The 26,246-nt window shown below is 50.3% G+C and carries 20 protein-coding genes; 4 read left to right on the top strand and 16 right to left on the bottom strand.

The window, feature by feature from the left end; all coding sequences use genetic code 11:
- Nucleotides 1–182 precede the first annotated feature (182 nt).
- The 3 genes from VMX96_05220 to VMX96_05210 are packed head-to-tail and all read left to right on the top strand — an operon-like array spanning nt 183 to nt 1,911.
- Nucleotides 183–392, top strand: coding sequence for a hypothetical protein (locus tag VMX96_05220; protein HUU63304.1), 210 nt, complete (start codon nt 183–185; stop codon nt 390–392).
- Nucleotides 393–396: 4 nt separating this feature from the next.
- A complete protein-coding gene (locus tag VMX96_05215; GenBank protein HUU63303.1) occupies nt 397–786 on the top strand; it encodes a biotin/lipoyl-containing protein in 390 nt (129 codons plus the stop codon).
- A 3-nt stretch (nt 787–789) separates the two neighbouring features.
- Nucleotides 790–1,911, top strand: coding sequence for a sodium ion-translocating decarboxylase subunit beta (locus tag VMX96_05210; GenBank protein ID HUU63302.1), 1,122 nt, complete (start codon nt 790–792; stop codon nt 1,909–1,911).
- A 459-nt stretch (nt 1,912–2,370) separates the two neighbouring features.
- Here VMX96_05210 and VMX96_05205 read toward each other — a convergent pair whose 3' ends face one another.
- The 13 genes from VMX96_05205 to VMX96_05145 all read right to left on the bottom strand — a co-directional run bounded on the left by VMX96_05205 (nt 2,371) and on the right by VMX96_05145 (nt 20,418).
- On the bottom strand, nt 2,371–2,637 hold the full coding sequence (locus VMX96_05205) for a hypothetical protein (GenBank protein ID HUU63301.1): 267 nt from the start codon (nt 2,635–2,637) through the stop codon (nt 2,371–2,373).
- 98 nt (nt 2,638–2,735) lie between these two features.
- Complete coding sequence (locus VMX96_05200; GenBank protein ID HUU63300.1) at nt 2,736–3,932, bottom strand: acyl-CoA dehydrogenase family protein; 1,197 nt, start codon at nt 3,930–3,932, stop codon at nt 2,736–2,738.
- 379 nt (nt 3,933–4,311) lie between these two features.
- The gene (locus VMX96_05195; GenBank protein HUU63299.1) at nt 4,312–6,108 is read right to left on the bottom strand and encodes a patatin-like phospholipase family protein; all 1,797 of its coding nucleotides are present in this window, start codon (nt 6,106–6,108) and stop codon (nt 4,312–4,314) included.
- 83 nt (nt 6,109–6,191) lie between these two features.
- Nucleotides 6,192–7,700, bottom strand: a complete 1,509-nt coding sequence (locus tag VMX96_05190) for a long-chain-fatty-acid--CoA ligase (protein HUU63298.1) — start codon at nt 7,698–7,700, stop codon at nt 6,192–6,194.
- A gap of 70 nt (nt 7,701–7,770) precedes the next feature.
- Nucleotides 7,771–8,598 (bottom strand): EFR1 family ferrodoxin, encoded by an 828-nt coding sequence (locus VMX96_05185; protein ID HUU63297.1) that lies wholly within the window; start codon nt 8,596–8,598, stop codon nt 7,771–7,773.
- 23 nt (nt 8,599–8,621) lie between these two features.
- Complete coding sequence (locus tag VMX96_05180; protein HUU63296.1) at nt 8,622–9,941, bottom strand: DUF362 domain-containing protein; 1,320 nt, start codon at nt 9,939–9,941, stop codon at nt 8,622–8,624.
- A gap of 40 nt (nt 9,942–9,981) precedes the next feature.
- Complete coding sequence (locus VMX96_05175) at nt 9,982–13,353, bottom strand: adenylate/guanylate cyclase domain-containing protein (GenBank protein HUU63295.1); 3,372 nt, start codon at nt 13,351–13,353, stop codon at nt 9,982–9,984.
- Nucleotides 13,353–16,739 (bottom strand): adenylate/guanylate cyclase domain-containing protein, encoded by a 3,387-nt coding sequence (locus tag VMX96_05170; protein ID HUU63294.1) that lies wholly within the window; start codon nt 16,737–16,739, stop codon nt 13,353–13,355. The genes VMX96_05175 and VMX96_05170 overlap by 1 nt, the downstream gene beginning before the upstream one ends.
- Nucleotides 16,740–17,040: 301 nt before the next feature.
- The gene (locus VMX96_05165; protein ID HUU63293.1) at nt 17,041–17,472 is read right to left on the bottom strand and encodes an amino acid-binding protein; all 432 of its coding nucleotides are present in this window, start codon (nt 17,470–17,472) and stop codon (nt 17,041–17,043) included.
- A 368-nt stretch (nt 17,473–17,840) separates the two neighbouring features.
- Entirely contained in the window at nt 17,841–18,371 is a 531-nt protein-coding gene (locus tag VMX96_05160; GenBank protein ID HUU63292.1) for a 2-oxoacid:acceptor oxidoreductase family protein, read from the bottom strand.
- The gene (locus tag VMX96_05155; GenBank protein ID HUU63291.1) at nt 18,361–19,116 is read right to left on the bottom strand and encodes a thiamine pyrophosphate-dependent enzyme; all 756 of its coding nucleotides are present in this window, start codon (nt 19,114–19,116) and stop codon (nt 18,361–18,363) included. The genes VMX96_05160 and VMX96_05155 overlap by 11 nt, the downstream gene beginning before the upstream one ends.
- Nucleotides 19,113–20,174 (bottom strand): 3-methyl-2-oxobutanoate dehydrogenase subunit VorB, encoded by a 1,062-nt coding sequence (gene vorB / locus VMX96_05150; protein ID HUU63290.1) that lies wholly within the window; start codon nt 20,172–20,174, stop codon nt 19,113–19,115. Before vorB ends, VMX96_05155 begins: the two co-directional genes overlap by 4 nt.
- Before the next feature lie 7 nt (nt 20,175–20,181).
- On the bottom strand, nt 20,182–20,418 hold the full coding sequence (locus VMX96_05145; protein HUU63289.1) for a 4Fe-4S dicluster domain-containing protein: 237 nt from the start codon (nt 20,416–20,418) through the stop codon (nt 20,182–20,184).
- A gap of 398 nt (nt 20,419–20,816) precedes the next feature.
- Here VMX96_05145 and VMX96_05140 point away from each other — a divergent pair, with 398 nt between their 5' ends.
- The gene (locus VMX96_05140; protein HUU63288.1) at nt 20,817–21,683 is read left to right on the top strand and encodes a hypothetical protein; all 867 of its coding nucleotides are present in this window, start codon (nt 20,817–20,819) and stop codon (nt 21,681–21,683) included.
- A 353-nt stretch (nt 21,684–22,036) separates the two neighbouring features.
- Here VMX96_05140 and VMX96_05135 read toward each other — a convergent pair whose 3' ends face one another.
- The 3 genes from VMX96_05135 to VMX96_05125 all read right to left on the bottom strand — a co-directional run.
- A complete protein-coding gene (locus VMX96_05135; protein ID HUU63287.1) occupies nt 22,037–24,010 on the bottom strand; it encodes a hypothetical protein in 1,974 nt (657 codons plus the stop codon).
- A gap of 248 nt (nt 24,011–24,258) precedes the next feature.
- Complete coding sequence (locus VMX96_05130; protein HUU63286.1) at nt 24,259–24,441, bottom strand: hypothetical protein; 183 nt, start codon at nt 24,439–24,441, stop codon at nt 24,259–24,261.
- 39 nt (nt 24,442–24,480) lie between these two features.
- A partial coding sequence (locus VMX96_05125; protein ID HUU63285.1) for a CFI-box-CTERM domain-containing protein occupies nt 24,481–26,246 on the bottom strand: 1,766 nt, incomplete at its 5' end.

The raw sequence follows: 26,246 nt of genomic DNA, 5'->3' as shown, positions 1-26,246 counted from the left end.
TTGAGATTCCGAAACAAGTTTGGAACGACAGAGAACGTAGCTCTATTTTCGTGGCAATGACGGGGAAAAGACGGTGAACGGTTGCGTATCACCAATATACTGGATGAGTCAATTCGGTAGCTTGTTTTCTGCTTCGGAAAAGCATAAACTGAGCACGGCTTCATACTTGTTGTGATATTGAAATGGAAGGTTACATCGACGCCTTACAGCTGACGGTGATCGCACTGGTGGCACTCCTGCTGATTTCTTTCTGTTTTGTAGGGTTAAGCCGGGGCCTGCAGTGGGGGGCTAGCGTTGGGAGGAGGGTTAAGGAAGGGCCCAAGGCAGCAGGGAGAAAGGCGATAATTGCGGCTGCAGTGAGGAGCTATTTGGATCGATCGAGCAAGAGGTAAGTAAATGAAACGAAGGTTCAAGATCACCCTGGAGGGTGAGACTTACGAGGTAGATGTTGAAGAGGTAGTGGAGGGCAGGGTGCCACCCCCAATGGCCAACGTGCCACCGGTACCAATGATTAATAAGCCAACTGAAGCCCTGCCAAAACCTCCTGAAGCCCCACCGCTGGCATCACAGCCGCCTGTGCCTAGGATACTTGATGAGGGCGTTGTGCCATCACCTATGCAGGGCAGGGTTGGCGATACGGTGAAGGCGGGCGGCGTACTCATTCTGGAAGCGATGAAGATGGAGAGTGATATACGTTCTCCTAAAGATGGTAAGATCAAGGAGATACATGTATCGGAGGGTGGTTATGTGAAAAAGGGGGAGCCCATGGTTTCTATCGAGGGATAGAGGGTGCTGGATCGAATCTGGGAATTTCTAAACACAACAGGCTTCGCCGGCTTATACTGGGGCAATGTGGTTATGCTCGTCGTCGGCGGAGTCCTTATCTATCTGGCGATTAAGAAGAAATATGAGCCACTTCTGCTGCTCCCCATCGGTTTCGGCGTAATACTGGCCAACCTCCCGGGCACTGGTCTGATGGAGGAGGGTGGTCTGCTCAATTACCTCGGTTTGGGCGTTCACCTGGCCATTTTCCCCCCCCTTATTTTTCTCGGTATCGGGGCACTTACCGACTTCAGCCCCCTGCTGGCAAATCCCAAGACGTTTTTCCTCGGCGCGGCGGCGCAGTTCGGCATCTTTGCTGCATTCTTTTTAGCGCTTGCCTGGGGCTTTCCCATGAACGAGGCAGGCAGCATTGGAATCATCGGCGGTGCAGACGGTCCCACGGCGATATACACCACTGTGATGCTGGCTCCGGATAAGCCGGAACTGCTGGGTATAATAGCCATCGCTGCCTATTCCTACATGGCGCTGGTGCCCATTATCCAGCCGCCTATTATGCGGCTGCTCACCAACAAGAGGGAGAGGGCCATCGTCATGGAGGATACCCGTGAGGTCTCCAGGCTGGAGCTGATCCTGTTCCCTATTATTATCACAGTGATCGTGGTCCTGCTGCTGCCCAAAGCGGCACCGCTTATCGGGATGCTGATGTTCGGCAACCTGCTGCGTGAGTGCGGTGTCACCGAGCGTCTGCACAAGACAGCGGGCAACGAACTGATAAACATCATCACTATCTTCCTGTGCATCGTCGTCGGTGCCGAGATGGCTGCCAATAAGGTGCTGACCCCTGATACCCTTAAGATATTCTTGCTCGGGCTGTTCGCCTTCGGTTTCGGGACCGCCAGCGGCGTTCTGATGGGCAAGCTGATGTGCTGGCTCACCGGGGGGAAGGTCAACCCGCTCATCGGTGCCGCTGGGGTCTCTGCAGTGCCCATGGCAGCGAGGGTAGTGCAGGTTGAGGGGCAGCGCGCTAACCCGCAGAACTTCCTGCTGCTCCATGCCATGGGGCCGAACGTCGCCGGAGTCATCGGCTCCGCTACAGTAGCCGGACTGCTGATCGCATTCTTGGCATAAAGGTATTCAGAGGATCCGTTGTCAACGGTCGCCAGCCTGTGTATGACATTTGTCTTGTTCCTGAGGTCGTTGGTGCGAATTCAACTATAGCTACCGAGCAATCGATAGGGCACGGTTTTATACCGTGCCTTTCTGTTTGGCTGCCCTGAAGCGGAGGAGAACTCCCTATACGTCCACTAAGCTGTTGCGAGGTTGAAATGGGGGTTGTTTTAGCAAGTTGAGGCACCTGCATTTGGGTATATTGGGTTGGTAGATTTTTGTATGCGCTTTCTCTATGTAGTGGAAACCACTAATAATGATACTATAGGTGTCGCCTTTGCCCTTACAGCACAATTAGGGCCTATGGCACGATTCTACTAAAATAGTTGTTTTCAGAGAACAAAACTGAACTGGGAGTAGCAAAGCAGCTTCTATCTACAGGTCTCTTATCTGGGTAGATGATTCGTAATCTGAAATGATTTAATGAAACATGTCGGGTTGTTTCTCTTTGAGTTCTATCGCATAATCCAGAAACTTCTGGATACCGTCCACCAATACTTTCTTCTCGTCAAAGGAGAGGTCTTCAGGGGGTTGTTCGGGAGTAGCTGTTTCGAGCTCTGTTAGATCGTGGCCGCACCTCACATAGAAAATTGAAGTCGAGAGGATTTCAAGAGTCATACTGTGGGCAAGTCCCTTCCTGTTTGGCTCCGCATTTACCGCAGAATATGGCCCCTTCCGGATTATCAAACTAGCATTTTGGGCATTTCATTCGTCAGTCCTCTACTCCCTCCAGCACCTCTTGCGTCTTGCGCAGCCAGCAATTTATTCCCATGCCACGGGCTCTTCTATACTAAGGGCAGGCCGAGTCCCCTCATGGCAATTATGTTGCGCTGAATTTCCGAGGTGCCAGCACCAATGAGTGCAGATACAGAGTCCAAGTAACCCGTGCAAACCCTGCCTCCTAATGGGGCCCATTTCGAACCCATCTTTAGTTCCGCATAGGGTCCGATAACATCCATGCAGGTTCTGGCAAGTTTATGACTTAGTTCCGTGGTAAATAGCTTCAGCACCGATGCCCCAATATTTGTAGAAAAACCCTGGTCCAGCATCCAAGCGGTTTGCCAAAAGAACATATATGCTATCTCTATCTCGATCCTCATCGCTGCTAACCTATTCTGTATCAGAGGATCACTGCTAACAGCCTGCCCGTTGTATTTCGTCTCCTTGGCGTACTGTACTAATTCCTCAAAGGTTCGACGGAAGCCTCCTATGGCAACTGCGAGCCTCTCATAATCGAGGGCGACCATCAGGTAATACCATCCTCGATTTATATTCCCGACAATGTTCTTTTTATTGACCCTTACGTTGTCGAAAAATACCTCGTTAAAAGAATGATGGCCACACATATTTATCAATGGACGAATAGTAATGCCCTCTGACCTGTTATCCACTATGATTAACGATATTCCCTTGTGCGCGGGTGCATCAGTGTCTGTTCTTACAGCCATCCACGCGTAATCTGATGTATGTGCACCACTACTCCAGGTCTTCTGGCCATTAATAACCAAGTCATCGCCGTCCTCGACAGCATGCGTTTGAATTGCGGAGAGGTCAGAGCCCGCATTTGGCTCACTGTAGGCAAGCCAGAACCTTATATCTCCCCTGGCTATCCTGGGCAACCACTCCCTTTTCATCTCATCACTCCCGAAGCGTATAATGGTGGGGCCGGAGATAAGCACACCTATATCAGCCATGGGCGCCCTATGGTAAGTGATACGTTCTTGGAAGATAGCTTGTTCGATGTAGGATCGTCCTGCACCGTCGTATTCTTTAGGCCATGAGATGGTCAGCCAGCGCTTCTCTGCCAGTCGATGCCTGAACTGCTCAACAACGGGGTTAGTCTCCTCAAATTCCGGGATAGTGCCGTATCCACCAGGCCAGTAAAGGTTTTCCTCCGCCCAGTTTGCAGGGAGTTCCCTCTTAATAAAATCATCAACCTCTCCACGAAAGGTCTCTTCTCGCTCGCTAAATCGGAAGTCCATGTCGTTTCCCTTAAAAAGCCTTAGCAGTTTATATGTGACCGGGAGTTTGCTACAGTGGTCGCCCCATTACTATTATTTCAACAACGTCGCCTTAAATCTCATTGAAGCAATGGGCAGGGCCAATAGACTGCGGCCAATTACTAATGACTCAGAAAAAAACCACAGAACGAATCCTGCAAATACTGATGCCCGTTTTTTTCGACAGAAGTTGGCACCCTCAGGGTTTTCGGTCTGGCATTTTGGGCATTTCATTGTCATCGCCCCGCTCCCCCGCTTCTATGGAGCAGTCTTGCATTTCTCTAGCGCTTGGGCACTGATGGTGCCAACGCCTATCAAGATATGACTAGCCAGCCACCCATCAGAGTTCCGGCGAAGCCACTTACGGCTGCCCTCCTGGCGAACTGGCCTTCAAGTTTTGATAGCTAGCGAGAATCGCTGGCATATGTTCCTCCGCCGCTTTACGGCCGCATTCAATGAGTTCTGGACTGCGGGAAAAATCAAGGATCCCAATCTCTCCCGGTTCCGGCGTAAAAACCACGGCCGCAGTACGCTCCGCCTGTGCCTGGCCGATTTCGTGCGCCATCGCGAACATACAGCGCAGCACGATCTCGAAGGCGTTGAACGGATACCGGCGTTTCACCTTACCTGACTCGATCTCAGCCATGACATTGATGCCAATGCTGAAGTGGCAGCCCATCTGCCGGACGAGTTTTACGGGTACGGGATCCATGATCCCGCCGTCGACCAGCAGGTGGCCCTCGCACGGCCGCGGAGGCAACAAACCAGGCATAGCGCACGAGCTGCGAACGCATTCCACCAAAGTATCAGTCCTGATCGTGTACTCGCGGCCGGTTTGGATATCCACGGAGTTGGCCCAATACGGGATCTCCGTCTGGTTTACCAGGCGGTCGCCGAAATACTCGTGTAAAGTCTTCAGGAACACCCTTTCGTTGAGCAGACACATGCGCCAGAAGCGCCATTCGCGTAAGCGCTTCGAGCGCCAGGGGTAGGAAACAGCCATCTCTTTCATCTCTTGTATAGTGTAGCCCACGCTATAAACCGCGCCCATGGCGCTTCCCATCGAGGAACCGGAGATACAATCAATTGGCAGGCCGGCGTCCTCCAGGACCGAAAGCGCGCCAATGTGTGCCCAGCCCCATGCGGCGCCGGCACCCAGCGTCAGGCCCACCTGAAGTCCGGCAATACAACGGGCGATGGAATCCACGCTGCGCTGGAACCGAGATGTTATCGGATGACCCGACAGGTAAGCGGATTCCGAAGCCGCCGCATCAAAAACCAATTGCTGCCTGCCAGTGAGAAACGGCAATGTGGGACGCAAGGCGCTCTGGACGATGAAATGCGCCTCCCCCGCCTCGCCTGGAACTGGATCGCCTGGGCCGACCAGGTCTCCCCGAAAATTCGTGAACTCTTTGATGGTTTCAGCGATAGCCGCTGCCTGCGGACCCACCGGGTTCAAGAGCAAATTTTCAAAACTGTCTTTCCAGGCAGTCAGCTTTTGGGCCACGTCAGCGCGCAGGTTTTCGTCCTCCGCACTCACAGCCAGGGAGCAGGCACTGGCACTACCGTCAAGCAAGCGGACCTCGTGAGGGGACACTGCGCCCAGGTTTACCAGGAGCGTTTGACGTCCACTCTGGCGGGCCAACGAGCAGGCCAGCCCAGAGGCAAAGCTTAATGGAGCTTCCCAATTGGGATGGTTATAGAGCAAGGCGATAGGCGACTCCGGCACCTTTGCGCCGCGAGTCATAGTCTCATGCAGTCTCCCCGCGATCTCCCCCATGAGCCCAGTAAGGATTACGTCCCCCTCCTTCGGCAGCTTGGAAAAGGCCTCTTTGGTCAAGAACACCAGTTCTGCGTCTACCTCCACCTCGACGTCAGCGACGATGCGGCGCCCGGTGAAAAATGACAGTTCGCCGACAATGGCTGGAGGCTGTAAGTAGGCTACCGTTTCCCTCAACTCGCCCCTTTGTACGCGTACCACGAGGCGTCCCGAACGCAGGAAATAAACGGCCGGACTGTAATCACCCTGATGCAGTATGACCGTTCCGGCACGATAGCGCTCCGTTTGGAAGAGCGGCGCAATTTCCGCTAATTGTTCGGGAGGCACGTCCTTGAAAACGGGTGATGTCGCCAAAAAGGATTGAATGTCGTCTGTCATAGTGCCACGCTCCTTCTAGCTATCACAGCTATTTTTTATTGCCTATGGTGGACATAGGATTGCTCTGAAAAGCGCAGGACGCTCTATCCCAATTTCCGCAGCTCCTTCCTCTCAACCTTGCCAACGAGGTTCTTGGGTAGGGATTCCATAAACTGTAGCTCCTTTGGTGTCTTAAAAGTCTTGAGTCTTGCGCGGCAATGCTCGATGATCTCCTCCGCCGTGGCCTGCTCACCCTGCTTCAATACCACGAAAGCCTTGATATCCTCACCATACACATCATCCTTGATGCCAACTACGGCGGCCTCCGCTACCCTGTGATGGGCGAAAAGGACTTCCTCAATCTCCCTGGGGCTGATGTTCTCCCCGGCCTTTATGATTAAGTCCTTCTTTCGATCGGTGATAAAGAAGTAGCCATCCTCATCAACATAGCCGATATCCCCGGTATAGAGCCAGCCATTTCTGAGAGACTCCGCTGTTTCCTCGGGCATATTCCAGTAGCCTTTCATGAGTCCTGAGCCGCTGATGAATAGCTCTCCCTCCTTACCCTGGGGAAGCTCGTTACCATCGTTATCGACGACTTTCACCTCGGTCCCTTTCGTGGTTTTACCTATGGAGCCGACCTTTATCGGTCCCTTAGGGGGCATTATACATCCAGTGCCCCCCGATTCGGTAAGCCCCCATGCCTCTATGATTTCAAAGCCGAACTTATCCTTGAAGCCTTTCCAGGTTTCCATAGAGAGGGGCGCGGAGGCTGATATCCACGACTGCATGGAGCTCAGGTCATACTTCTCAGGCTCGGGGTAGAGGAGCATGAGGATATATATTGTGGGTACACCAGCGAACCTTGTAGCTTTATACTTTTCAATCGCTTCAAACACATTCTCCACACTGAAAGAGGGTAAAATGATAGATTTCCAACCCCCTTGGAGGTTGCCTATATTCATGCAAAGTATTCCATATATATGGCAAAGGGGTAATACAAAGACAGTTACCCTCCTCTCGAGCATAGCGCTGGATTCACTCGCAACTTTAGCTCCGGCATATAAGCTATCGTGGGAATGCATGACCCCCTTCGGGCGACCCGTGGTCCCGGCAGTGTAAACCAAGGCTGCCAGTTCATCATCGTCTGTTTTCACCATCTCCAGCTCATCAGAGCTGCCTTCCACGAGCTCCCAGAACGATTGATAGCCCTTTGGCACTTCCTTGTCAATAAGGATCACGTTCTTAATAGCTGGAGCCCTTGCACGACATGCCTCAATCTTGGGTAGAAACTCAGAGCTGCTAATTACCGTCTCCGCACCACAGTCCTGATATATATGGGCGCTTTCTTCCTCCCCGATAAGATAGTTCATCGGTACAACAACAGCGCCTATTCCCCACACTGCCCCGAAGCTCTCTCCAACCTCTGGACAGTTTGGCATCTGAATTATTACCCTGTCGCCTCGCTTTACACCCAGATCCTTTAGTACGTTTCCCAGCTTCCTTGCCGTTCGACCCATCTCCGCATTTGTGAACTCCTGTCCCTCGAACACCATAACTACACGCTCGCCAAAAGCCTGGAAATCGTTCTCAGCGAGTTCCCAGATGTTCATTCTGAACCCTTACCTTTCTTAGCCATAGATTCTTGTTAAAGATAGCTAGTATACCTTGGTGTCAGTATTTCTATTCCCTGATTAAATCCTTTACCTTCAGATGTGGTTCCTTGTATCTTCTCCTTTTTGCCGATGTGCCGATAAATATGCCCTGAGCGGACTCTTTTGGACAGAGGTTTAAACATCTATGACACCAGAAACACTCTTTTCCCCACTTAGGCTTGCCATTTATCATTGCGATATTTTCTACAGGGCAGATTTTGGCGCAGATTTCGCAGGAATTACATTTATCGTTTACATAAAAACCGAGGTACAAATAGTTTAATCCATATAACATAAATGGGTTAACAGTGATCCCAAGTAGCTTCGATAGCCAATGGGATTTTTTCATGTAGAACTCTCCATTTATAATCTTTTCGATGAATTTACGGACCGCTTGCTCACCGGCTTCGACTATTAGTGCCGCCTTTTCTGGAGGGGGAGCGCTCCACCCCGTAATCCAGTTGTTAGGCATGGCTACCGCGTCTCCGCCGACTACCTTATATCCTTTTTTCTCCAAGATTTTCTTACCTTGACCCAGGCATTTGCCCTCTGAAGGCGGAATATGGTATTCTTCATTTCCCATCGATACTATAATAAATGCCTCTTTTTCCGTTGTGGGGGGGAGAGCTTGCATAAACTCAGTCATAATACGGGGAATGCCAAAGCCAAGGGAGGGAAATATGAAACCATGACAGGAGTAATCGTTGTGCTTTTCAGCCACCTCGTTATCTTCAATATTTTTTACTTTGGCCTTAAATCCTGATTCTTTAAATCTTTCAGAGGATACTTCTGCCAACCTTCTGGAGTTCCCCGTGCCGGAGAAATGGTAGAGCAATACACTTTTATCCGCGGTCATTTTCTTTTCAGCTCCACGCTGGGCTAGTGGATTTTGTAAAATGCCTCATCGAACTCCGGTTTACCCGTATATTTCCCCATGAAGAACTCCGGTACTTTTTTCATCCATTCCATGGGATTATCTGGCAATTCAATACCTAGTTCGTCAAACGCTTTGATAAAACCCTTTCTACTGGGCGGACAGCCCTTCAGTGCTACGCCGTGGTTTATTGAGGAGTCCTTAGCGTTTTTCTTTACCTGACATTGCCCGAAGAGCAGGGTATGTTTGTGTCCCGGTGTGGGTTCCATGATCTTACCGGTCAGTATCTCAATATCGTCAAAGGGTTTATCTTTGTTTTTAGCCATGGCAATACCTACACTTGCCAAAGAGAGAAAATATGCGCAATAAGTGCAGGCAGTCTTATCAACCTGTGGGAATCTGATGCCTTGTATTCCCATCAGTTCCCAAACTAGTGGCATGTCTCCTGATTCATTATACGAATGTGTTACCTCATGCGGTTTCGTGGCCGTTTTTATATCAACGTCTCCCCTAACATTAACGTCGCTTAGATCAGTGGGGCGATTCTTACTTCTAGCTGAAAGAGTAATATGGGGGACCGTTTGCGGGTCAATACCCAGGATTGTTGCTCCTACCTTGTCAGCAGAAACAAGGTCTTTGGAGGCGACAAGGATATTTGATCGATGCGCTTCACCTAAAGTGGTGGGCCCTTTTTCAAGGGTATAAATACCGTCTATGATGGTCAGGGATGGCCGAACTATCTCCGGTAATTTGGTAAGATGATAATCGAGATCAATATTCTGATCTGCGTTATGGCATCTCTTTCTGGAGGCGATATTGAGGAGGCCTTTCAGGTTTTTTATCCCAAGAGAAACCATACTCTGGCCGTGCGTTTTCAATACCGGCATGTTAATAATATAGTCGGCATCAAGGATATCCGCATTAACCGACAACCTCACGTCACCCACAGTTACCTTTGTAAAAGATCCTTTGAGTACATCAATTAACTTTACACCATAGCGTTTCGCAAGCATATCGAGTCCCATACCTTTAGCAGCTAGTTGAAGTACTGACTCGGATTGTTTCTCGAGTTCAATTATGCCTTCTACTATAGTAATATCTTGCGCCCCGTGTTCTTTCAAAAGGATTACAGTATCTTCAATCAATCGCGCCGTCGTTAAAACACCGTACTTAGGAAAATTTACTCCCTCAAGCCACAGGACGAAGTTAGGTTTGATGAATACCTTTGAACCACCAGAAATGTCTCCAAGTCCTCCGGCTAGGTCAACTACTTTCTTCAATGATTCAAAAGGCTTTTCGTATTTTGCGACTGCCACATCATACATCGTACTTACCTCAATCGTTTCTAATCCAGAATGCGCCCTTTCAGCCTTCCACTCTTCCCAGCACCTCTTGCGTCCGGCGCAGCCAGTAGTCCATTCCCATCTCCCTGAACATTCCCTCGGCCTTCTTCAGGGTTTCAAGCGCCTTTTCCCTCTGGCCCATATCAGCGTAGAGCTCTCCTAAGTATAAATATCCCCATGAACAACCGGGTTTTACTTTCAGTTCTTCATCGATCTTGATTCCCTCTAGAATATATTTCTCCGCCGCGCTGCCTTGTGAGATATCTGCTTTACTCAATATTCTTCCCATGTGTATCTTTGATAATGCTTCATTCTTCCTTTCATAGTTATCACACGAGAGCTTTAAGGCCCGCTTGCCACAATCTATCGCATTTTCTCGATCACCAGATTCGATATAATATAGACCTAATGCTGAATAGAAGGAAGATAGATTCGGGGAAATTCCGGCAGAAAGCTGGATTTCCAGGCCTTTCTGCATATATTCTATAGCCGTTTCTAGTTCTTCCTGAAGGAAATACCCCCATCCTAAAACATACCAGGCTGGGGCCAATATAGTGAGTATTCCTGTTTCCTCACCGTACTTGACAGCGATTTTAGCATGCTGTACGCCGTTCCTCCCATCTCCTTTGATTGCATAAAGAGTGCTATAATATATCTCTACAAATGCAATAGTTACTACGTTTGCGATATCGTGTGAAAAACGCAGTGCCTTGTCACACAGGGCTTCTCCTTCCTCGAAATTCCCCAAATAGCCCAATGCCGACCCACGGAGTGCTAGAAGTGCGCAATACGGATTGAAAGGCTTGCCGAAGTATTCGGATTCTCTGCTCGTTTTCTCCAAAGAAGCAATAACCTTGGAAGCTACTTCGGCTATTTGTGAAAATTCCCCCGCCCAAAAATATGCCACACAAAGATCAACCCCAATTGGAGCTAAGAGTTCGATTTCATCTAACTTTTCCGCACCCTGATATGCATTCTCGGTATACTTAATCCCCTGGGTCAGGTCTCCTTTATTCGTATAACACATACCTATATTGCTGTGAAATATGATTAGATTTCTCTCATCACCTAGGTCTTTCGATAATTTTTCGCCCTCCTGGAGGATCTGGAGCGAATCTTCCGGGTAGCCCAAACCTTGCATTACCAATGCTAATATTAGTCGAACATTGATACCATTAACTTTATTCTCATCGGTCTGTGGCATATTGTTGAGTACGTTAAACGCCTCCCTGCCAAAACGAAAGGCTTCCCACAGGGAATAGCTGAGCCCTGTCTTTACCATCGATGAAAACAGATACTGGAAGGCCTTCTCTGCATTCTCGCTTCGGGAATAGTGATGTGCCAGCACCTCGTAGAACTCCTCCAGCCTGTCCGGGTACAGCTCCTCTATGGCATTACCTATCCTCTCATGGATCTCCTTCCTCCTCTTGAGAAGCAGGCTGTTGTATGCTACCTCTTGCGTGAGAGTGTGTCTAAAGATGTATTCCAGCTCCGGGAATAGGCTCTTCTCATAGATGAACTCCAGCCCCTGAAGGTTGAGCAGGTAGGACTTGAGCTCCTCCCGCATTCCGGTGATGGTCTGGAGGATGCGGTAGGCGAAGTCCCTCCCAATGACGGATGCTACCTGCATGGTGCGCTTGAGGTTCTCCTCCAGTCGGTCCATTCGGGCAGCGATGATCCCCTGGATGGTGTCGGGCACCTGGATATCGGATGCCTTTATGCTCAACACGTACTGGTGGTCCTTCTTCTGGATGGAGCCGTTTTCTAATAGTGTATGGGTGAACTCCTCCATGAAGAGGGGGTTGCCTGAGGCCCGGTTCAGTATGAGCTCACTGAGCTCGGGCACCGCTTCTCCCTCTTCAAGGATAGACTGCACCAGCTCGGCGCTGGTGCTGGTGGATAGCTGGTCCACGCGGATCTGGCTGTAGTAGGACTTGCTTGCCCATTGATGGGTGTATTCCGGCCGGTAGAGAATTATCAGCAGGATACGGGCATTGGCCAGCCAGCCGAGGAGATAGGTCAGAAACTCCTCCGATGTCCTATCAACCCATTGGAGGTTCTCCACAGCGAGGATGAGGGGCCTGTTCTGGCTCTCCCGTATCAGCAGGTCACGAATAGCCTCGAAGATCCTCTCCCTTTTATGCTGAGGTTCCAGCATCATGTAATTCACATCCTCTACCTGAAGGGATAGGATGTCTTGCAGCGGCGGCAGGATGCCCTCGAGCTTCTCATCGAGCTGGGTTATCTTATCTGTCATCTTCTTCTTTACCACAAACTCCCGCTCTCCCTCCTTGATATCGAAGTATGTCCTCAGGATATCCAGCAAGGGCAGGTAAGCCATTAGCCCCCCGTAGTGCAGACATTCGCCCTCGAGGTAGGTATGTTCCCTTTTGGGGAGTGCTCCCCTCAGCTCAAGGAGTAGCCTGGATTTGCCCACGCCGGCCTCTCCCAGGATGCCCACCACCTGGCCGGAGCCTGATTGCGCCTTTTCAAAGGCCTCTTTCAAGGCTGCAATCTCTCTCTGCCGGCCCACGAATTTGGTGAGGCCCCTGGCGACCGAGGCCTCGATCCGCGTTTCAACCTCGCTGGCCTCTATAAGCTGGTAGGCCTCCACCGGCTTCTCTTTCCCCTTCACCTTCAGTTCTCCCAGGGGCTCAAACCTGAAGAAGTCCCTGGCTATCTTATATGTGCCTGACGAAACCAGGACGGTGCCGGGCCTTGCATTGGTCTCCATCCTGGAGGCCAGATTAGTGGTATCCCCGATTGCGGTGTAATCCATCCTCAGGTCATTCCCCACCGCGCCTATAATCACCGGGCCGGAGTTGAGCCCCACCCGCATCTTGAACTCCACGCCGCACTCCCTCTCAATCTTCTCGCCGTATTCGCCCATGACTCTCTGCATTGCCAGTGCAGCATAGCAGGCACGCTGGGCGTGGTCCTCATGGGCTATAGGAGCGCCAAAGAGGGCCATGACTCCATCGCCGGTGAATTTATCGATGGTGCCTTCATACTTATGGATCTCGTCCATAAGGAGCTTGAAGCAGCCGTCCATGATCTGGTGGACCTCCTCGGGGTCGAGCTTCTCCGACATGGAGGTGTAGCCGGCAACGTCGGTGAAGAGCACGGTCACCAGCTTGCGCTCCCCCTCTATGTCGCTGCGAATAGTGAGGATTTTATCGGAGAGGAATTTGGGGGTGTAGGATTGGGGCTCGTTATAGTCGACGGGCAGTGCTGCTTTTATTTCCTCCAGATCGTGGCCGCACACGCCACAGAACTTCTTGCCTGATGGAATGTTAGCTCCGCAGCTTGGGCAGAGTAATTCTAGCTTGGCACCACATTCCTCACAGAACTTAACCCCTTGTCGGTTTTCAGCCTGGCATTTTGGGCATTTCATTATTTCGTTTTCTTTTCCACCCTCTCCAGCGCCTCTTGCGTCCTGCGCAGCCAGTAGTCCATTCCCATCTCCTGGAACGCACCTTCGGCTTTCTTCAGGGTTTCAATGGCCTTTTCCCTCTGGCCCATGTCGGCATAAAGCTCTCCCAGGTAGAGATACCCTTCAGAGCACGACGGCCTCATTTTCCATTCATTACAGAGCTTGATTCCCTGCAGAATACACTCTTCGGCCTGATTGTACTGTGATTTACCCGCTTTACCCAGGACCATCCCCAAGAAGATCCATGACATCGCTAATGGCCATTTCTCATCATTGCTCCGTGCTAACTCCAGGGCTTCCTCAGCACACATCCGAGCACTATCCAGGTCACCCGAATCGAAATGAACCATACTCAAAGCTATTTTATTAAGAGACATTAGCATAGAAAGCCCTGTATCCTCCTGTATTTGAAGCCCTTTCTCTATATATTGACGAGCTGTTTCCTGATTCCCAAGTAAATGATATCCCAAGCCCAACAAACCCGATGCAATGCTCACCACAGGTATTATCTGTCCCTCCTCCCCATATGCGACAGCTTTTTGCGAATGGTTAATGGCATTTTCGCCGTCTCCCTTGGCAACGTAAACCAAACCATACATAATCTCCACGAAACCCAAGCTGTATAAGTTATCCGTATTCTGCAGAAAACGGAGGCCCTTGTCGCACAAAGCTATTCCCTCTTTGAAATCTCCCATAAGGCACATTGCCTGCCCACAATACGAAGAGAGAGCCGCATATATATTGAAATTGAGTGCTACTCCGAAGGATTCAGACTCTCTGTGAGTCTTCTCAAGTAGAGAAAGGACCTTAGTTGCTACTGCAACTGTTTTTGTATGTTCCCCAAGTATGGCATAGGAGGAGCAAAGATTGAATGCAGTAGGAGCCATAAGTTCAATATCCTCTATCTTGGCCGCCATATCGAAGCAATACTCGGCGTACCTCATCCCCTGCTTAGAATCTCCTTTAAACGTATGACAGAGACCCATGCTGGCATAAATAATTGCCAGACTCCTAAGATCCCCGACCTCTTTTGCCAGCCTCTCTCCTTCCTGGAGGACATGAAGAGAATCTTCTGGGTAGGCGAGGAGTTTCATAGGGCCTTCCATTGAGAGTACCACCTCTATCAGTCTCTTTCTGTTCTCCTCGGGCTCAGGTAACTCATTTAGTACCTTTATCGCTTCCCTGTAGAAATAAAAGGCTTCCCTGTTGGCATAGTGACCTGATGTCTTGTCCCCAGATAGCTTCAGATACTGGTAAGCCTTCTCCAGGTTCTCGGTTCTGGCATAATGATGAGCCAGCATTTCATAGAATTCCTCCAACCTATCTGGATATAGTTCCTCAATTGCCGTCCCTATTCTTTCGTGTAACTCCTTTCTCTTTTTAAGAAGTAGGCTATTATATGCCACCTCTTGAGTTAGAGCATGTTTGAATATGTATTCTAGTTCGGGGAAAAGGTTCTTCTCGTAGATGAATTCCAATCCCTGTAGGTTGAGTAGACATGATTTAAGCTCCTCACTCATCCCCATAATGGTCTGGAGGATACGAAAAGCGAAGTCTCTACCAATAACAGAGGCCACCTGCATTGTACGTTTGAGGTTATCCTCTAATCGGTCCATGCGGGCTGCAATTATTCCTTGAATGGTATCGGGTACCTGTATTTCAGAGGCCTTTGTGCTCAACATATATTGATGGTCCTTTTTCTGGATGGAGCCGTTCTCTAATAGGGTGCGAGTAAATTCCTCCATAAAGAGAGGATTTCCAGCCGCTCTGGTAAGGATTAGGTCACTTAATTCAGGCACTACTTCTCCATCCTCAAGGATCGACTTCACAAGGTCGGCGCTGTTATCCGTGGAGAGTTGTTCAACACGGATCTGGCTGTAGTAGGACTTGCTCGCCCATTGATGGGTGTACTCCGGCCGGTAGAGAATGATTAGCAGGATACGGGCATTGGCTAGCCAGCCGATTAGATAGGTGAGGAACTCCTCCGAGGTCTTATCGATCCATTGCAGGTCATCAATAGCGAGAATGAGGGGCGTGTTCTGGCTCTCCCGTATCAGCAGGTCACGAATAGCCTCGAAGATCCTCTCCCGTTTTTGCTGAGGTTCCAACATCATGTAATTCACATCCTCTACCTTGAGGGAGAGAATGTCATGTAGCGGTGATAGGATACTCTCAAGATTCTCGTCAAGGAGGGCTATCTTATCTGTGATCTTCTTCTTTACCACAAACTCCCGCTCTCCCTCATTAATATCGAAGTAGGACCTCAGGATATCTAGCAAGGGGAGGTACGCCATTAAGCCACCGTAATGAAGACACTGGCCATCGAGGTAGGTAAATTCATCTTCCTTAAGTGCTACCCTCAGCTCGAGGAGGAGCCTGGATTTGCCTACTCCAGCTTCACCCACGATGCCCACTACCTGGCCAGAGCCTGACTGCGCCTTTTGGAAAGCCTCTTTCAGGGCTGCAATCTCCCTCTGCCGGCCGGCGAATTTGGTGAGGCCCCTGGCGACCGACGCTTCTATCCGTGTCTCGGCCTCTCCGACCTCGATAATCTGGTAGGCCTCCACAGGCTCCTCTTTCCCCTTTACCTGTATCTTTCCCACAGGCTCGAACTTGAAGAAGTCCCTGGCTATCTTATAGGTACCTGAGGAAACCAGAACTCTGCCGGGCTTGGCATTGGTCTCCATCCTCGAGGCCAGATTGACTGTGTCCCCGATGGCGGTATAGTCCATCCGCAGGTCATTCCCCACAGAGCTTACGATCACCGGACCGGAGTTCAGTCCTACTCGCATCTTGAACTCTACCCCGCACTCCTTCACTATCTTCTCACCGTATTCCCCTATGGCTCTCTGCATTGCCAGAGCGGTGTAGCAGGCACGCTGAGCGTGGTCCTCATGGGCCACTGGGGCACCGAAGAGTGCCATAACTCCATCGCCGGTGAACTTGTCGATGGTGCCTTCATACCTGTGTATCTCGTCCATGAGGAGTTGATAACAGCCGTCCATGATCTCGTGGACTTCCTCGGGGTCGAGCTTCTCCGACATGGAGGTGAAGTTGGCTACATCGGCGAAGAGCACGGTGACCAGTTTGCGCTCCCCCTCGATAGAGCTGCGTGTAGTAAGGATCTTATCGGCCAGGAACTTGGGGGTGTAGGTCTGGGGCTGGGAGTAGTCGATAGGAGGGGCTTCTTTGGGCTCTGCTATATCGTGGCCGCACTCGGCGCAGAACCTGGCCGTCGGGCTAACCTCAGCACCACAATCAGGACATTTGCGGACTAACCGAGTGCCGCACTGTTCGCAGAACTTGGCACCTTCTCGATTATCAGAATCGCATTTTATACATTTCATGTTAATTCAGGCTGGGCAAATTCTACGCTGGTTGTTTGTGCGCACATAGTAGACGACGGAGGGTCTGCTGTCAATGGTGGAGGGCTTTGGGGATCTTCGTCAAGAGGAATGCCAATGCCAATGCTGACTCAGACCCCGCACGGCGCCTGACTTTAAGCTATACAGAAAAACCGGCACGACTATTTTGCATATACCAGTATCCCTTGTCGATAGGCTTGCTGTTAAGTAACCTCCGGCCCTCTGTGGGTAAAGCGGGTTTGGTTCGATTGAGGCCTTAATAATATCGTTGAGGGGGACATCGTCAAAGGGCATAGATCTCTTTACCGAAGGTGTGAACCCAGTTCTTTTTCAAAACATCCAGGGCCTCTTCGGTTTTATCCACGCCCACGATTATTATGGGCTGCCCGCTTGCTCCCCTGCCCAGATAGGGATAGAGGTAGTGGACATTAATGTTGTTCCTTTTAAGAGGCTTGAGTACTGCTTGAAGGCCACCGGGATGGTCAGGCACCTCTACGGCTATTACGTCGGTTTCTTTTACTGAATAACCGTGGCTTCTCAAGACATTGGTAGTTTTCTCCGGGTCATCCGCAACAAACCTTACGGTACTGACGTCGGATGTATCGGCTACGGAAATAGCCCTGATGTTTATCCCTTCGGCTCCCAGGTATTCGCTCACATCCAAGAACTTCCCCGGCACGTTATCAAGACTGATCGAAGTCTGTTTTACGCACATGACTTACCCCCGATTTTATAAAGCTTTCAGCCGTCAGCACTGGCCAGGACGCTGATAAAACCAGCTTCCATTGCGGATAAATATAGAATAACGCAATGTTTTCTGTCATTGCCACTGAAATAGAGCCCTGATATGGGCCGAAGCGTCGGCCGACCTGTCGGCCTCGGGACAGGCTGAAACGCCCATGTCATTCCCGCGCAGGCGGGAATCCAGGCCCATGGGTCTCCGGGTTCCTGCTTCCATAGTACTGACAGACAAGGCCGGTGTAAATATGCGCCATTTTCATCATCGGTGGAGCTGCTGGCAAGCGGCATGTTGGATTGCTAGGGCAATGACCTGCGAACAATACATATCTAGCTAACCGCTCATTAGACCAGATCATATCCTGCCATCAGAGCCTTTTTGTTGATTGCGATCAGTTTCTGTTTTTTCTTCAAGGTGCTTTTTAGCTCTTCAATTACGCTCGAAACGGAAACCAGATTGCTTTTCTTGGTAAATGCTCCCAGCATCACCATGTTAGCTGATTTAGGGCTGCCCAGTTCTTCAGCAATACTGTTTGCCGGCACTCTGACAATTTCAATATCACCCCTTGAGATTTCAGCGTCAATCAGAGAGGAATTAATAAACAGCACACCGCCCGATTGAATCTGGTTTTGAAATCTGACCAGGGAGGGCTGGTTCATGGCGACAATGAAGTCCGGAGAGGAGGCAACCGGAGATGCAATCTCTTCGTCTGATACCGCAACCGTGCAGTTGGCGGTGCCCCCGCGGACCTCGGCGCCGTAGGAGGGTAAATAGGTTACGTTCTTTCCCTCTAGCATTGCTGCCTGGGCCAGATTGAGCCCCATGGATAGAACACCCTGACCTCCAAAACCGGCAAATACTGTCTTAATCAGCATCGGTTTTTCCAGTTATGTCCTTGATTACCCCCAGAGGGAACTCCTTCGTCATCTCTTTGTCGATCCACTGCCACGATTCTAACGGGGTCATCCTCCAGTTAGTGGGACACGGGGAGAGTATTTCCACCAGGGAGAAGCCGAGACCGTCGATCTGGGACTGGAGCGCCTTTCGGATAGCCTTCTTGGTCTTTCTAATGTTGACCGGGGAGTTCACCGCAGTCCGCTCGATATACACCGCACCCCTGACCAGAGCCACCATTTCGCTCATTTTTACCGGATATCCTTCAAGGTTTACATCCCGTCCGTAAGGGGTGGTAGTGGTCACCTGCCCTGAAAGGGTGGTTGGGGCCATCTGCCCACCGGTCATTCCGTATACGGCGTTGTTGATGAAGATGGCGGTTATCCTCTCTCCCCTGTTGGCGGCATGTATGGTCTCGGCGGTGCCGATGGCGGCAAGATCGCCATCCCCCTGATAGGTAAACACTATTACCTCGGGATATGCCCTTTTTATGCCGGTCGCCACCGCCGCCCCTCTGCCATGGGCCGATTCTGCCATGTCCACATCGAAGTAGTGGTAGGCGAAGACCGAGCACCCGGGCGGGGGGATACCGATGATCCTATCCTGCAGGTGCATCTCGTCAATGAGCTCGGTCATAACCCTGTGGACAATGGAATGCCCACATCCTGGACAGTAGTGGAAAGGAACCCTCTTTAACGATCTGGGTCGGGTGTATACCTTTCTCATTTTGCCGACTTCAAACCCTTCTGATAATAATGGCGCGAGATTACGCGGGAGACCTCTGTGGGGGTGGGAATAACGCCTCCCGGCCTCCCGTAGAAGTAGACCGCTCCTTTGCCTTCCAGTGCCAGTTGCACATCTTCTATCATCTGGCCCATGTTCATCTCAAAGACGAGAAAATCCTTTGTCTTTTTAGACAAATCTTTCAGTTTTTGGGAAGGAAATGGCCACAGGGTAATTGGCCTCAACATTCCCACTCTCAGTCCATTTGACCTTGCATTCTTGATCGCCCCTTTAGCGATCCGGGCTGCTATACCGAAGGCAACGACTACTAGCCTGGCATCTTCAACCATAAAGGCCTCGTAGGCGGTTTCTTCTTTCCTGATCAATTGGTATCTTCTGAACAAACTCCAGTTTATCTCCTCCAGCTCGGCGGGCTTTGAGGTGAAGGTCTTGATAATCCTGCTCGGTCGCCCTTTAGCCCCCCTCATTGCATTGCTTCTTACCGGCAGTTCATCGGGGGCTTCATGCTTGAATTCTACCGGCTCCATCATCTGTCCCAGCATGCCATCTCCAAGGACAATTACCGGAACCAGATACTTATCGGCCAGGTCAAAGGCGCGGTGGGTGAGGTCTGCCAGCTCCTGCCCCGATGATGGGGCCAGAACTATGGTCCGGTAGTCACCGTGACCTCCGCCGCGGGTAGCCTGAAAATAGTCCGACTGAGAGGCGGATATGCTTCCCAACCCCGGCCCGCCTCTGGACATATTGACAATCACCGCGGGAAGCTCGCAGGCTGCCAGATAGGAGATTCCCTCCTGCTTCAGGCTGATTCCGGGGCTGGAGGAGGAGGTCATGGCTCTTGACCCGGCCACGCTGGCCCCGTAGACCATGTTTATGGCAGCAATCTCACTTTCTGCCTGAATAAAGGAGCAACCCTTCCTTCTGCTCAGGTGGGTAGCCATATATTCGGTCAGCTCATTCTGAGGGGTAATGGGGTAGCCGAAATAGCACTGACAGCCAGCCCGGATGGCTGCTTCTCCGATCGTGCTGTTACCATTCATGAGAACCTTAGTCACGGTAGACCTCTATCGCAACTTCCGGACATACCACAGCACAGATGGCGCAGCCGGTGCACCCGCTCTCCTCATTGAACCGGACCGGCAAATAGCCACTGGCATTCAATTTGTCGGAAAGGCAAATCGCATCCTTGGGGCAGAACGACATGCAGATCTGGCATCCCTTGCAGAACTCCTGGTCAATTTCAATATATCCCTTTGTCTTAGTCTCTGTCTTTCCCGAACCCATGAAAACCGCCTGCTAAAAAGCCCTTATTACAACTTTCAATTCTAAGGCCCTCGCGCCACATAGTCAATCATGACGGGTAGGCGCTGGCCGACGTCGGCCAGCCTACACTATGTAGTTCAGCCTGCCCTATCTAGTCCAGGATACCCCGTTAACTGTCCTGATGGGAGGCTGGGGGACATAGATTGGCTCTATTTGATGCATTGACAAATTCGATAAATAGTGATATTTATATGCAACAGCATAAGTGATATAACTGTATGCGAATAAAGTGGTATTTTCAATTTGACAGGTAGGAAGGACTAATAAAGGGGACATGAATTAGCAGTAGCAAACCACGGACTTTAGTATTTATATAAAGTCAAACTAAGGTTTAAGATTAAATGGGGGAGGCTAAGAAAATGACTAAAGTATTCAGGCTTATGTGCTTAACGGTGGTTTTGTCACTTCTCTTCTTAATGCCTATGAATTCACCTGCACTCGCTGCACAGGGAAAACTATTTATAGTTGATAGTGCCTCTCAAGAAATCCATGAGCTGGACCCATCAACAGGTAATGTGCTGAATACTTTCACCACACCATCGGTTACCGATCGTAGCGAAGGTCTAGCCTATGGTAATGGGAGAATGTTTTTTACTTCCGGTACAGGCGGGACACCACAGACTATATACGAAATAGATCCTTTAGATGGCTCTTTGATTAACTCTTTTACAGGACCGGCATTTGCCGGTGATATTGCCGCCTTGGGGTTTTCCTGTTACAGGCTATTTGCCTTGGATAATAGCACCGACGAGATTTATGTCTTGAATCCAGACACCGGGGCGCTTATTACTACCCTCAATGATCCCGTCGTTTTAGATCTGCACGGAGGAGGCTCTTTTGCCGGGACGAGGAACACCGTCTTCTTTACAGACACGAATACAATATATGAACTAGACACTCAAGATGGGACAATGCTAAACTCGTTTTCCTCTCCCGGCGGGGCTACAATATTCGGTTTGGGCTTCTCTTTTCATAGGAACACCCTGTTTATTGGGAATGTTTCGCATATATGGGAGGTTAATCCAAACAATGGTGGTGTCATAAATTCCTTTCAAGGTCCCCCAGGAGCAGATATGGGTGCGTTGGCAGCGGATGAGTGTAGGGTACCTGTAGGCGGAGAAGTCTACCCGGTGAATGAATATGTTATCCTGGCGCCTTGGCTTGCTCTAACGGCAGCTATCATAGTTGGTGGAACACTCTTTATACGACGCAGGATTAGCGCATAAGAGTTAGTTCATAGAAAAAGTTTATAAAAAAATCAAAGGCAAGCTCTTTTCGGGCTTGCCTTTGATTATCTGATTATCAAATTGTATGGCACAGGGGAACTAAGCCATTAGGCAGACGGGAAAGCTCAGAGATGATCCGGCGATATACTCACACAGTTAGCTTCAGCGACAGCCCGAAGTTCCTTAAGCCGTCACTGTGGTGAACACTAGGTTGACGTAGTCCTACTGCGGAACAGGTGGGCCAAAACACCTGCCGCAAGGGAAAGCGGCGTCATAAATCAAGCCCTGGTAATGCCAAGGTAAGCATCACCAGGGCTATGTAGCTAAACGCCCTCGGTTCGCTTTTGGATAACCTACCGGGCCTTGAGTCTTCTTAAACCCAGGAAACCACCAACAACCAAGATTAAGAATACTAAAAAGCCGACCAGCGGCGCCAGGACAGCAACTTTGTTTATGGAGAGGACATCGCCACCCACCACGCAAGGGGTGAATTCCACCTCGGCATAATCGGAATAAATGGTATGGTGCCCTGATTCACCAGACAGCGATGCCCTAAATTCCCTTGTGTTATACTCATCAAGGTATGCCATATTTTTAGCATTATAGGGGTAGCTTTCGCTTTCTGGGTAGGGATAAGCAGACATAGCATGGAACGGCAGTGGTTCCACACTGCTTACATCCTGGCCCAACCATTTCCGCACAGCATCCGTCTTATAATATCCATCGCAAACCACATAATAGTCCCTTTCCATCCCCTCGGGAATAGGTAGTTCATTGAAGTTGATAGAGATGCTATCGCCAGCATGCATAATAACAAACCTGTCATCAACCTGGGTTAATAATGGGAGGACATCCCCATACCTGGTGAACTTACCCTCGAACACACCGAAACCGGTTAAATCTTCCGTGGTATCGTAATAGCTAGCCATGACCGGCTCTTTCCCATCGGGAGAAGTTTGTATGGAAACGCCTTTCCAGTATAAGTCTGCTGAAATGGGGGCGAGCTCGGTAACTGAGACCTCCTCATCCTGTGAGGTATCAACAGCTATATAATCGAAATGTGTCTTAGTGAAAATATTTAGCCTAACTCTATAGTCGTCTGTCTTAAACCAGTTGGTGATGTCCACGACCCACGTCCTCGGTTTCGACATTGATAGTGTGCGGAAGTCGGAAATCCTCTCCCACTCTCCATCCTCATTTATCACCTCAGCATAGGAGTTGCCAATCAGTGGTTCACCGGGGTGCGATGCAACAAATTCTCGTCTCACGGTCCACTCAGGTTCACCTCCCAAGTCCATCCAGGCGCTGTATAACAGCTTTATTTGTTCTGCTTCGCTTAGATTTCCAAAGTCTAGCGTTATGGTATCAAAAGAGAACAGATGTGCCTCGGTACACTCCCTGTCTATTTCTGAGATAGCTGGCAGAATATCCCTGCCATCCCCGTCTGTTGCCGAGACCGGGGTTACAGGATCCTTTATCGTATCTATCTCGAATGGAGGAATCTCATTAATCCAAAATGCTGGTGGCGCTGGTGAGTAAATCTCTATATCGGGTGAGTGATCGACAGCTATCAATCTGACCTCATCCAGATATGTTATTTCATTTTGGTCCACTGCGATCTCCAGGCGGTAGGTACCATTGACTGGTATCAGTTTAGAGCCATCAACGTTAATATAATCTTTGTCTCTCCCTGGTGTAGGATTATAGCCCAGCCCGGCACCACCATACATATCGCCTATAAGTTGATAGGTAGTTCCGTTCCAGGTATAAAGGAAAGGGCAGGACCAACCTTTATCTTGAGTTATTGCTAATAGATATACATATCCACCTTGAATATAATTGGACCAGTTAGTGGTAAATGTGCCCGTTAGTGTTTGATCACAGTTCCCGTTAGTAGTTCCGTCTACAAATTCCCATCCTGGATTGGCGTAATTCCATATACAAAGGAAATGCCCATTTGCCTCCGAATCCGATGTAAAATGCCCACACCCTTCGTGTAACACATTAAGCTGGGTACAACATGTACTAGTGTCCTCTATTTTGAACTCAAATCTATGAAAATCATAAGCGGCTTCTTCCCAGGTGTGCGAACAATCATCCCATACATCATTAGAAGATAATAAGTTCGCTTTATATATCTCCGATATCTCCGTACCAATGTTCAAATCGTTGAGGGTAGGAGGCAGTACCGAAGTGTTTCCACACCATGCCCTGGTTAAGACTAGGGTTTCTGTGGCAGCGTGCGTCACGGTGCTGGTAACGCCTGCTATGACCAGAACCACTGCCAAGCTAACTAGGACAAGCAGGATTTTCCCCCTTTTAGTCATTTGACTCTCCTTTTGTTTCTTTAGTAGGCCATGTATAGCATAAATGGGGTTTGTTGTCAACATTTGTAGAGTTAGGAAGGGTTGGGTAGCAGATGGGAAAGCCTAGAGATGGTGCAGCGATATACTTGCTCTGTCAGCTTTAGTGGTAGCTTGAGTTTTTATAAGGCGCTATTGGGGTGAAATAAGCGACGGTATCCTGTTGGTTATACTCCCACATATTATCGTTAACCCCTATCCATCGCTTCGGCCTAGCCATTGCTGCGCTCCACTTTCATCTGCTTGTATCCAGCCTGGCAATCGGGGAAGGGGCAAGTGAGACAATCAGGGTGACGGTTGCAACCGTTGCCGGAATAGAATCCCTCACAATGGGAATCAACCTTCGTACTGCCTAGCTTTTTCCCTACTTTCTCCTCTTCAATAGTCACTTTCACTGTTGCCCCTCTATTTGTGCAGCGTGTAAGGCTGGTGCTTTAATTTCGCCAGAGATTCTCCGTAGCTTCAACTAGCGAAACAACGGGGTCAACAAGTAGCTCCCTCACCAAAGTCCTTAACGGCTGATGCTCCGATATGAAGTCCGCCACCGGCGGGCTGGTCTGGTAGTACCACTCCACAAGTTGAGAGCCCAATGTGCTTTCCAGCAACACGTCGTCCCTGAAAGCTCTGAGGGTGTCGATTTCCTCTGCTGTCGCTGTGCCGTAGGCAGCGGTGGCGATGAAGCAGGAGGGAGCAGGAGGCGTAGGTGTCGGTGTAGGCGTGGAAGTAGATGTAGCAGTAGCGGTGATCAAGAGGTCGTCAAAATAGCTGTCGGTACCGGCTCCATCGCGGCCGCTATTGATAGTGACATAACGAATCCCAGAGGTCCAAATCCTATCGGCATACTGCACCAGGCCATGGTATACGTGCTGCTCGTCAATGGAGAGGTCGAACAGACCGGTGCAGGTGTCGATTGTAATCACGAAATGAGTGTAACTACCTGAGTAGTCGCCCACATAATGCGCCCCAGGGTCAACCAGCCACTTGTCCTGATCGTTCTTAGTTACGTAAAAATAGTCCCAGATAGATTCGGAGCTACCGTTCCATGAGCCTCCAAAAAACCGAAAGACAGAGTTGGTGTCAGGACCTGGTTTGGGGTAATGCCAGTAGTCCGCCGTTATAATCCCTTTGGCAACATTGTCGAGTTCTATGCCTGCAGGGTTGTCACCGTTGACCCGCACGCCACGATCGCCCGAATGAATACCAGCTGGAGTGTCAGTTGCAGTAACAGTTGCAACCGGTGAAATGCCGAAATATGTCAAGTTCCAGCTAGGAATAGGGGTGCCATCGGCCAACCCCTCTCCATCAACCTGCAAACAATCTATTGATGCAGGGAGGGAGACCGAATCGGCCAGGCTGAATGACGTCCCGGTCCCACGGTACACGTTGACAGTCGCCTGGTCATCGCCCACGACGACATCGAAGTAGGTCAAGCCGTCGCCAAGGTCCCAACCGGCATTACCGACATCGAGCTGCCAGACGTTGCCGACATGGTTCTTGTCGCCCTGGTGCTTGGAGTAGTAGTGTGTATGACCGTTGAAGTATGCGTCAACGCCCGCACACTCCAAAAGGGCCCAGAAGTCGTCCCGGTGGGTCTCGTACTTGTCCAGGCTGTCGCCAACGTGACGAGTGTAAGGAAAGGCCGGCTCGTGGCCGAAGACGAAGACGAACGGCTTGGTGTTAGCCGCCAGGTCCGCTGCCAGCCAGTCGTACAGCTCCGGTACGATGTCGCCGTCGGTGGCCGTGTCACTGCCCGAGAGACTCGTTCCGCTGCCCTCGCTGGTGCCGCCATTCCAATACTCGTTCAGCGCGATGAAGTGGGCGTTCTCGTGGTCCCAGGAATAATTCACCCGCACTGTACCCGTTGGGCCGTCCTGGTTGGTGTAGTTCTTCAGCGGCGTCCTCAGGCTGTTGCCGTTGTCATATTCCTCCCGAAGCCACTGCATGTCTGCCCCGGTTTCCGCTTCGTGGTTTCCGATGAGGGGGTACCAGATTGCCGACGACCCAAACTTGGTATCGATTACAGCGCGGTTCTCCGGGATGGTTGAATCGATATCCCCTGCGGAGACGTGGAATGCGCCGGGCCCACCGACCTCGCTGTTAATCGAGTCGCATAGTTTCCCGAAGGCCGTGTGGATGCCGCGCATGTCGGCCGTCACGGTGAAGTGAAAGCTGCTGGCACGTACTTCAGCGGGATCGATGG

Source organism: Dehalococcoidia bacterium (assembly GCA_035528575.1).
Classification (GTDB): Bacteria; Chloroflexota; Dehalococcoidia; order E44-bin15; family E44-bin15; genus DATKYK01.
The sequence above is the reverse complement of the archived record's forward strand: the minus strand, read 5'-3'. Positions and strand labels throughout refer to the sequence as shown.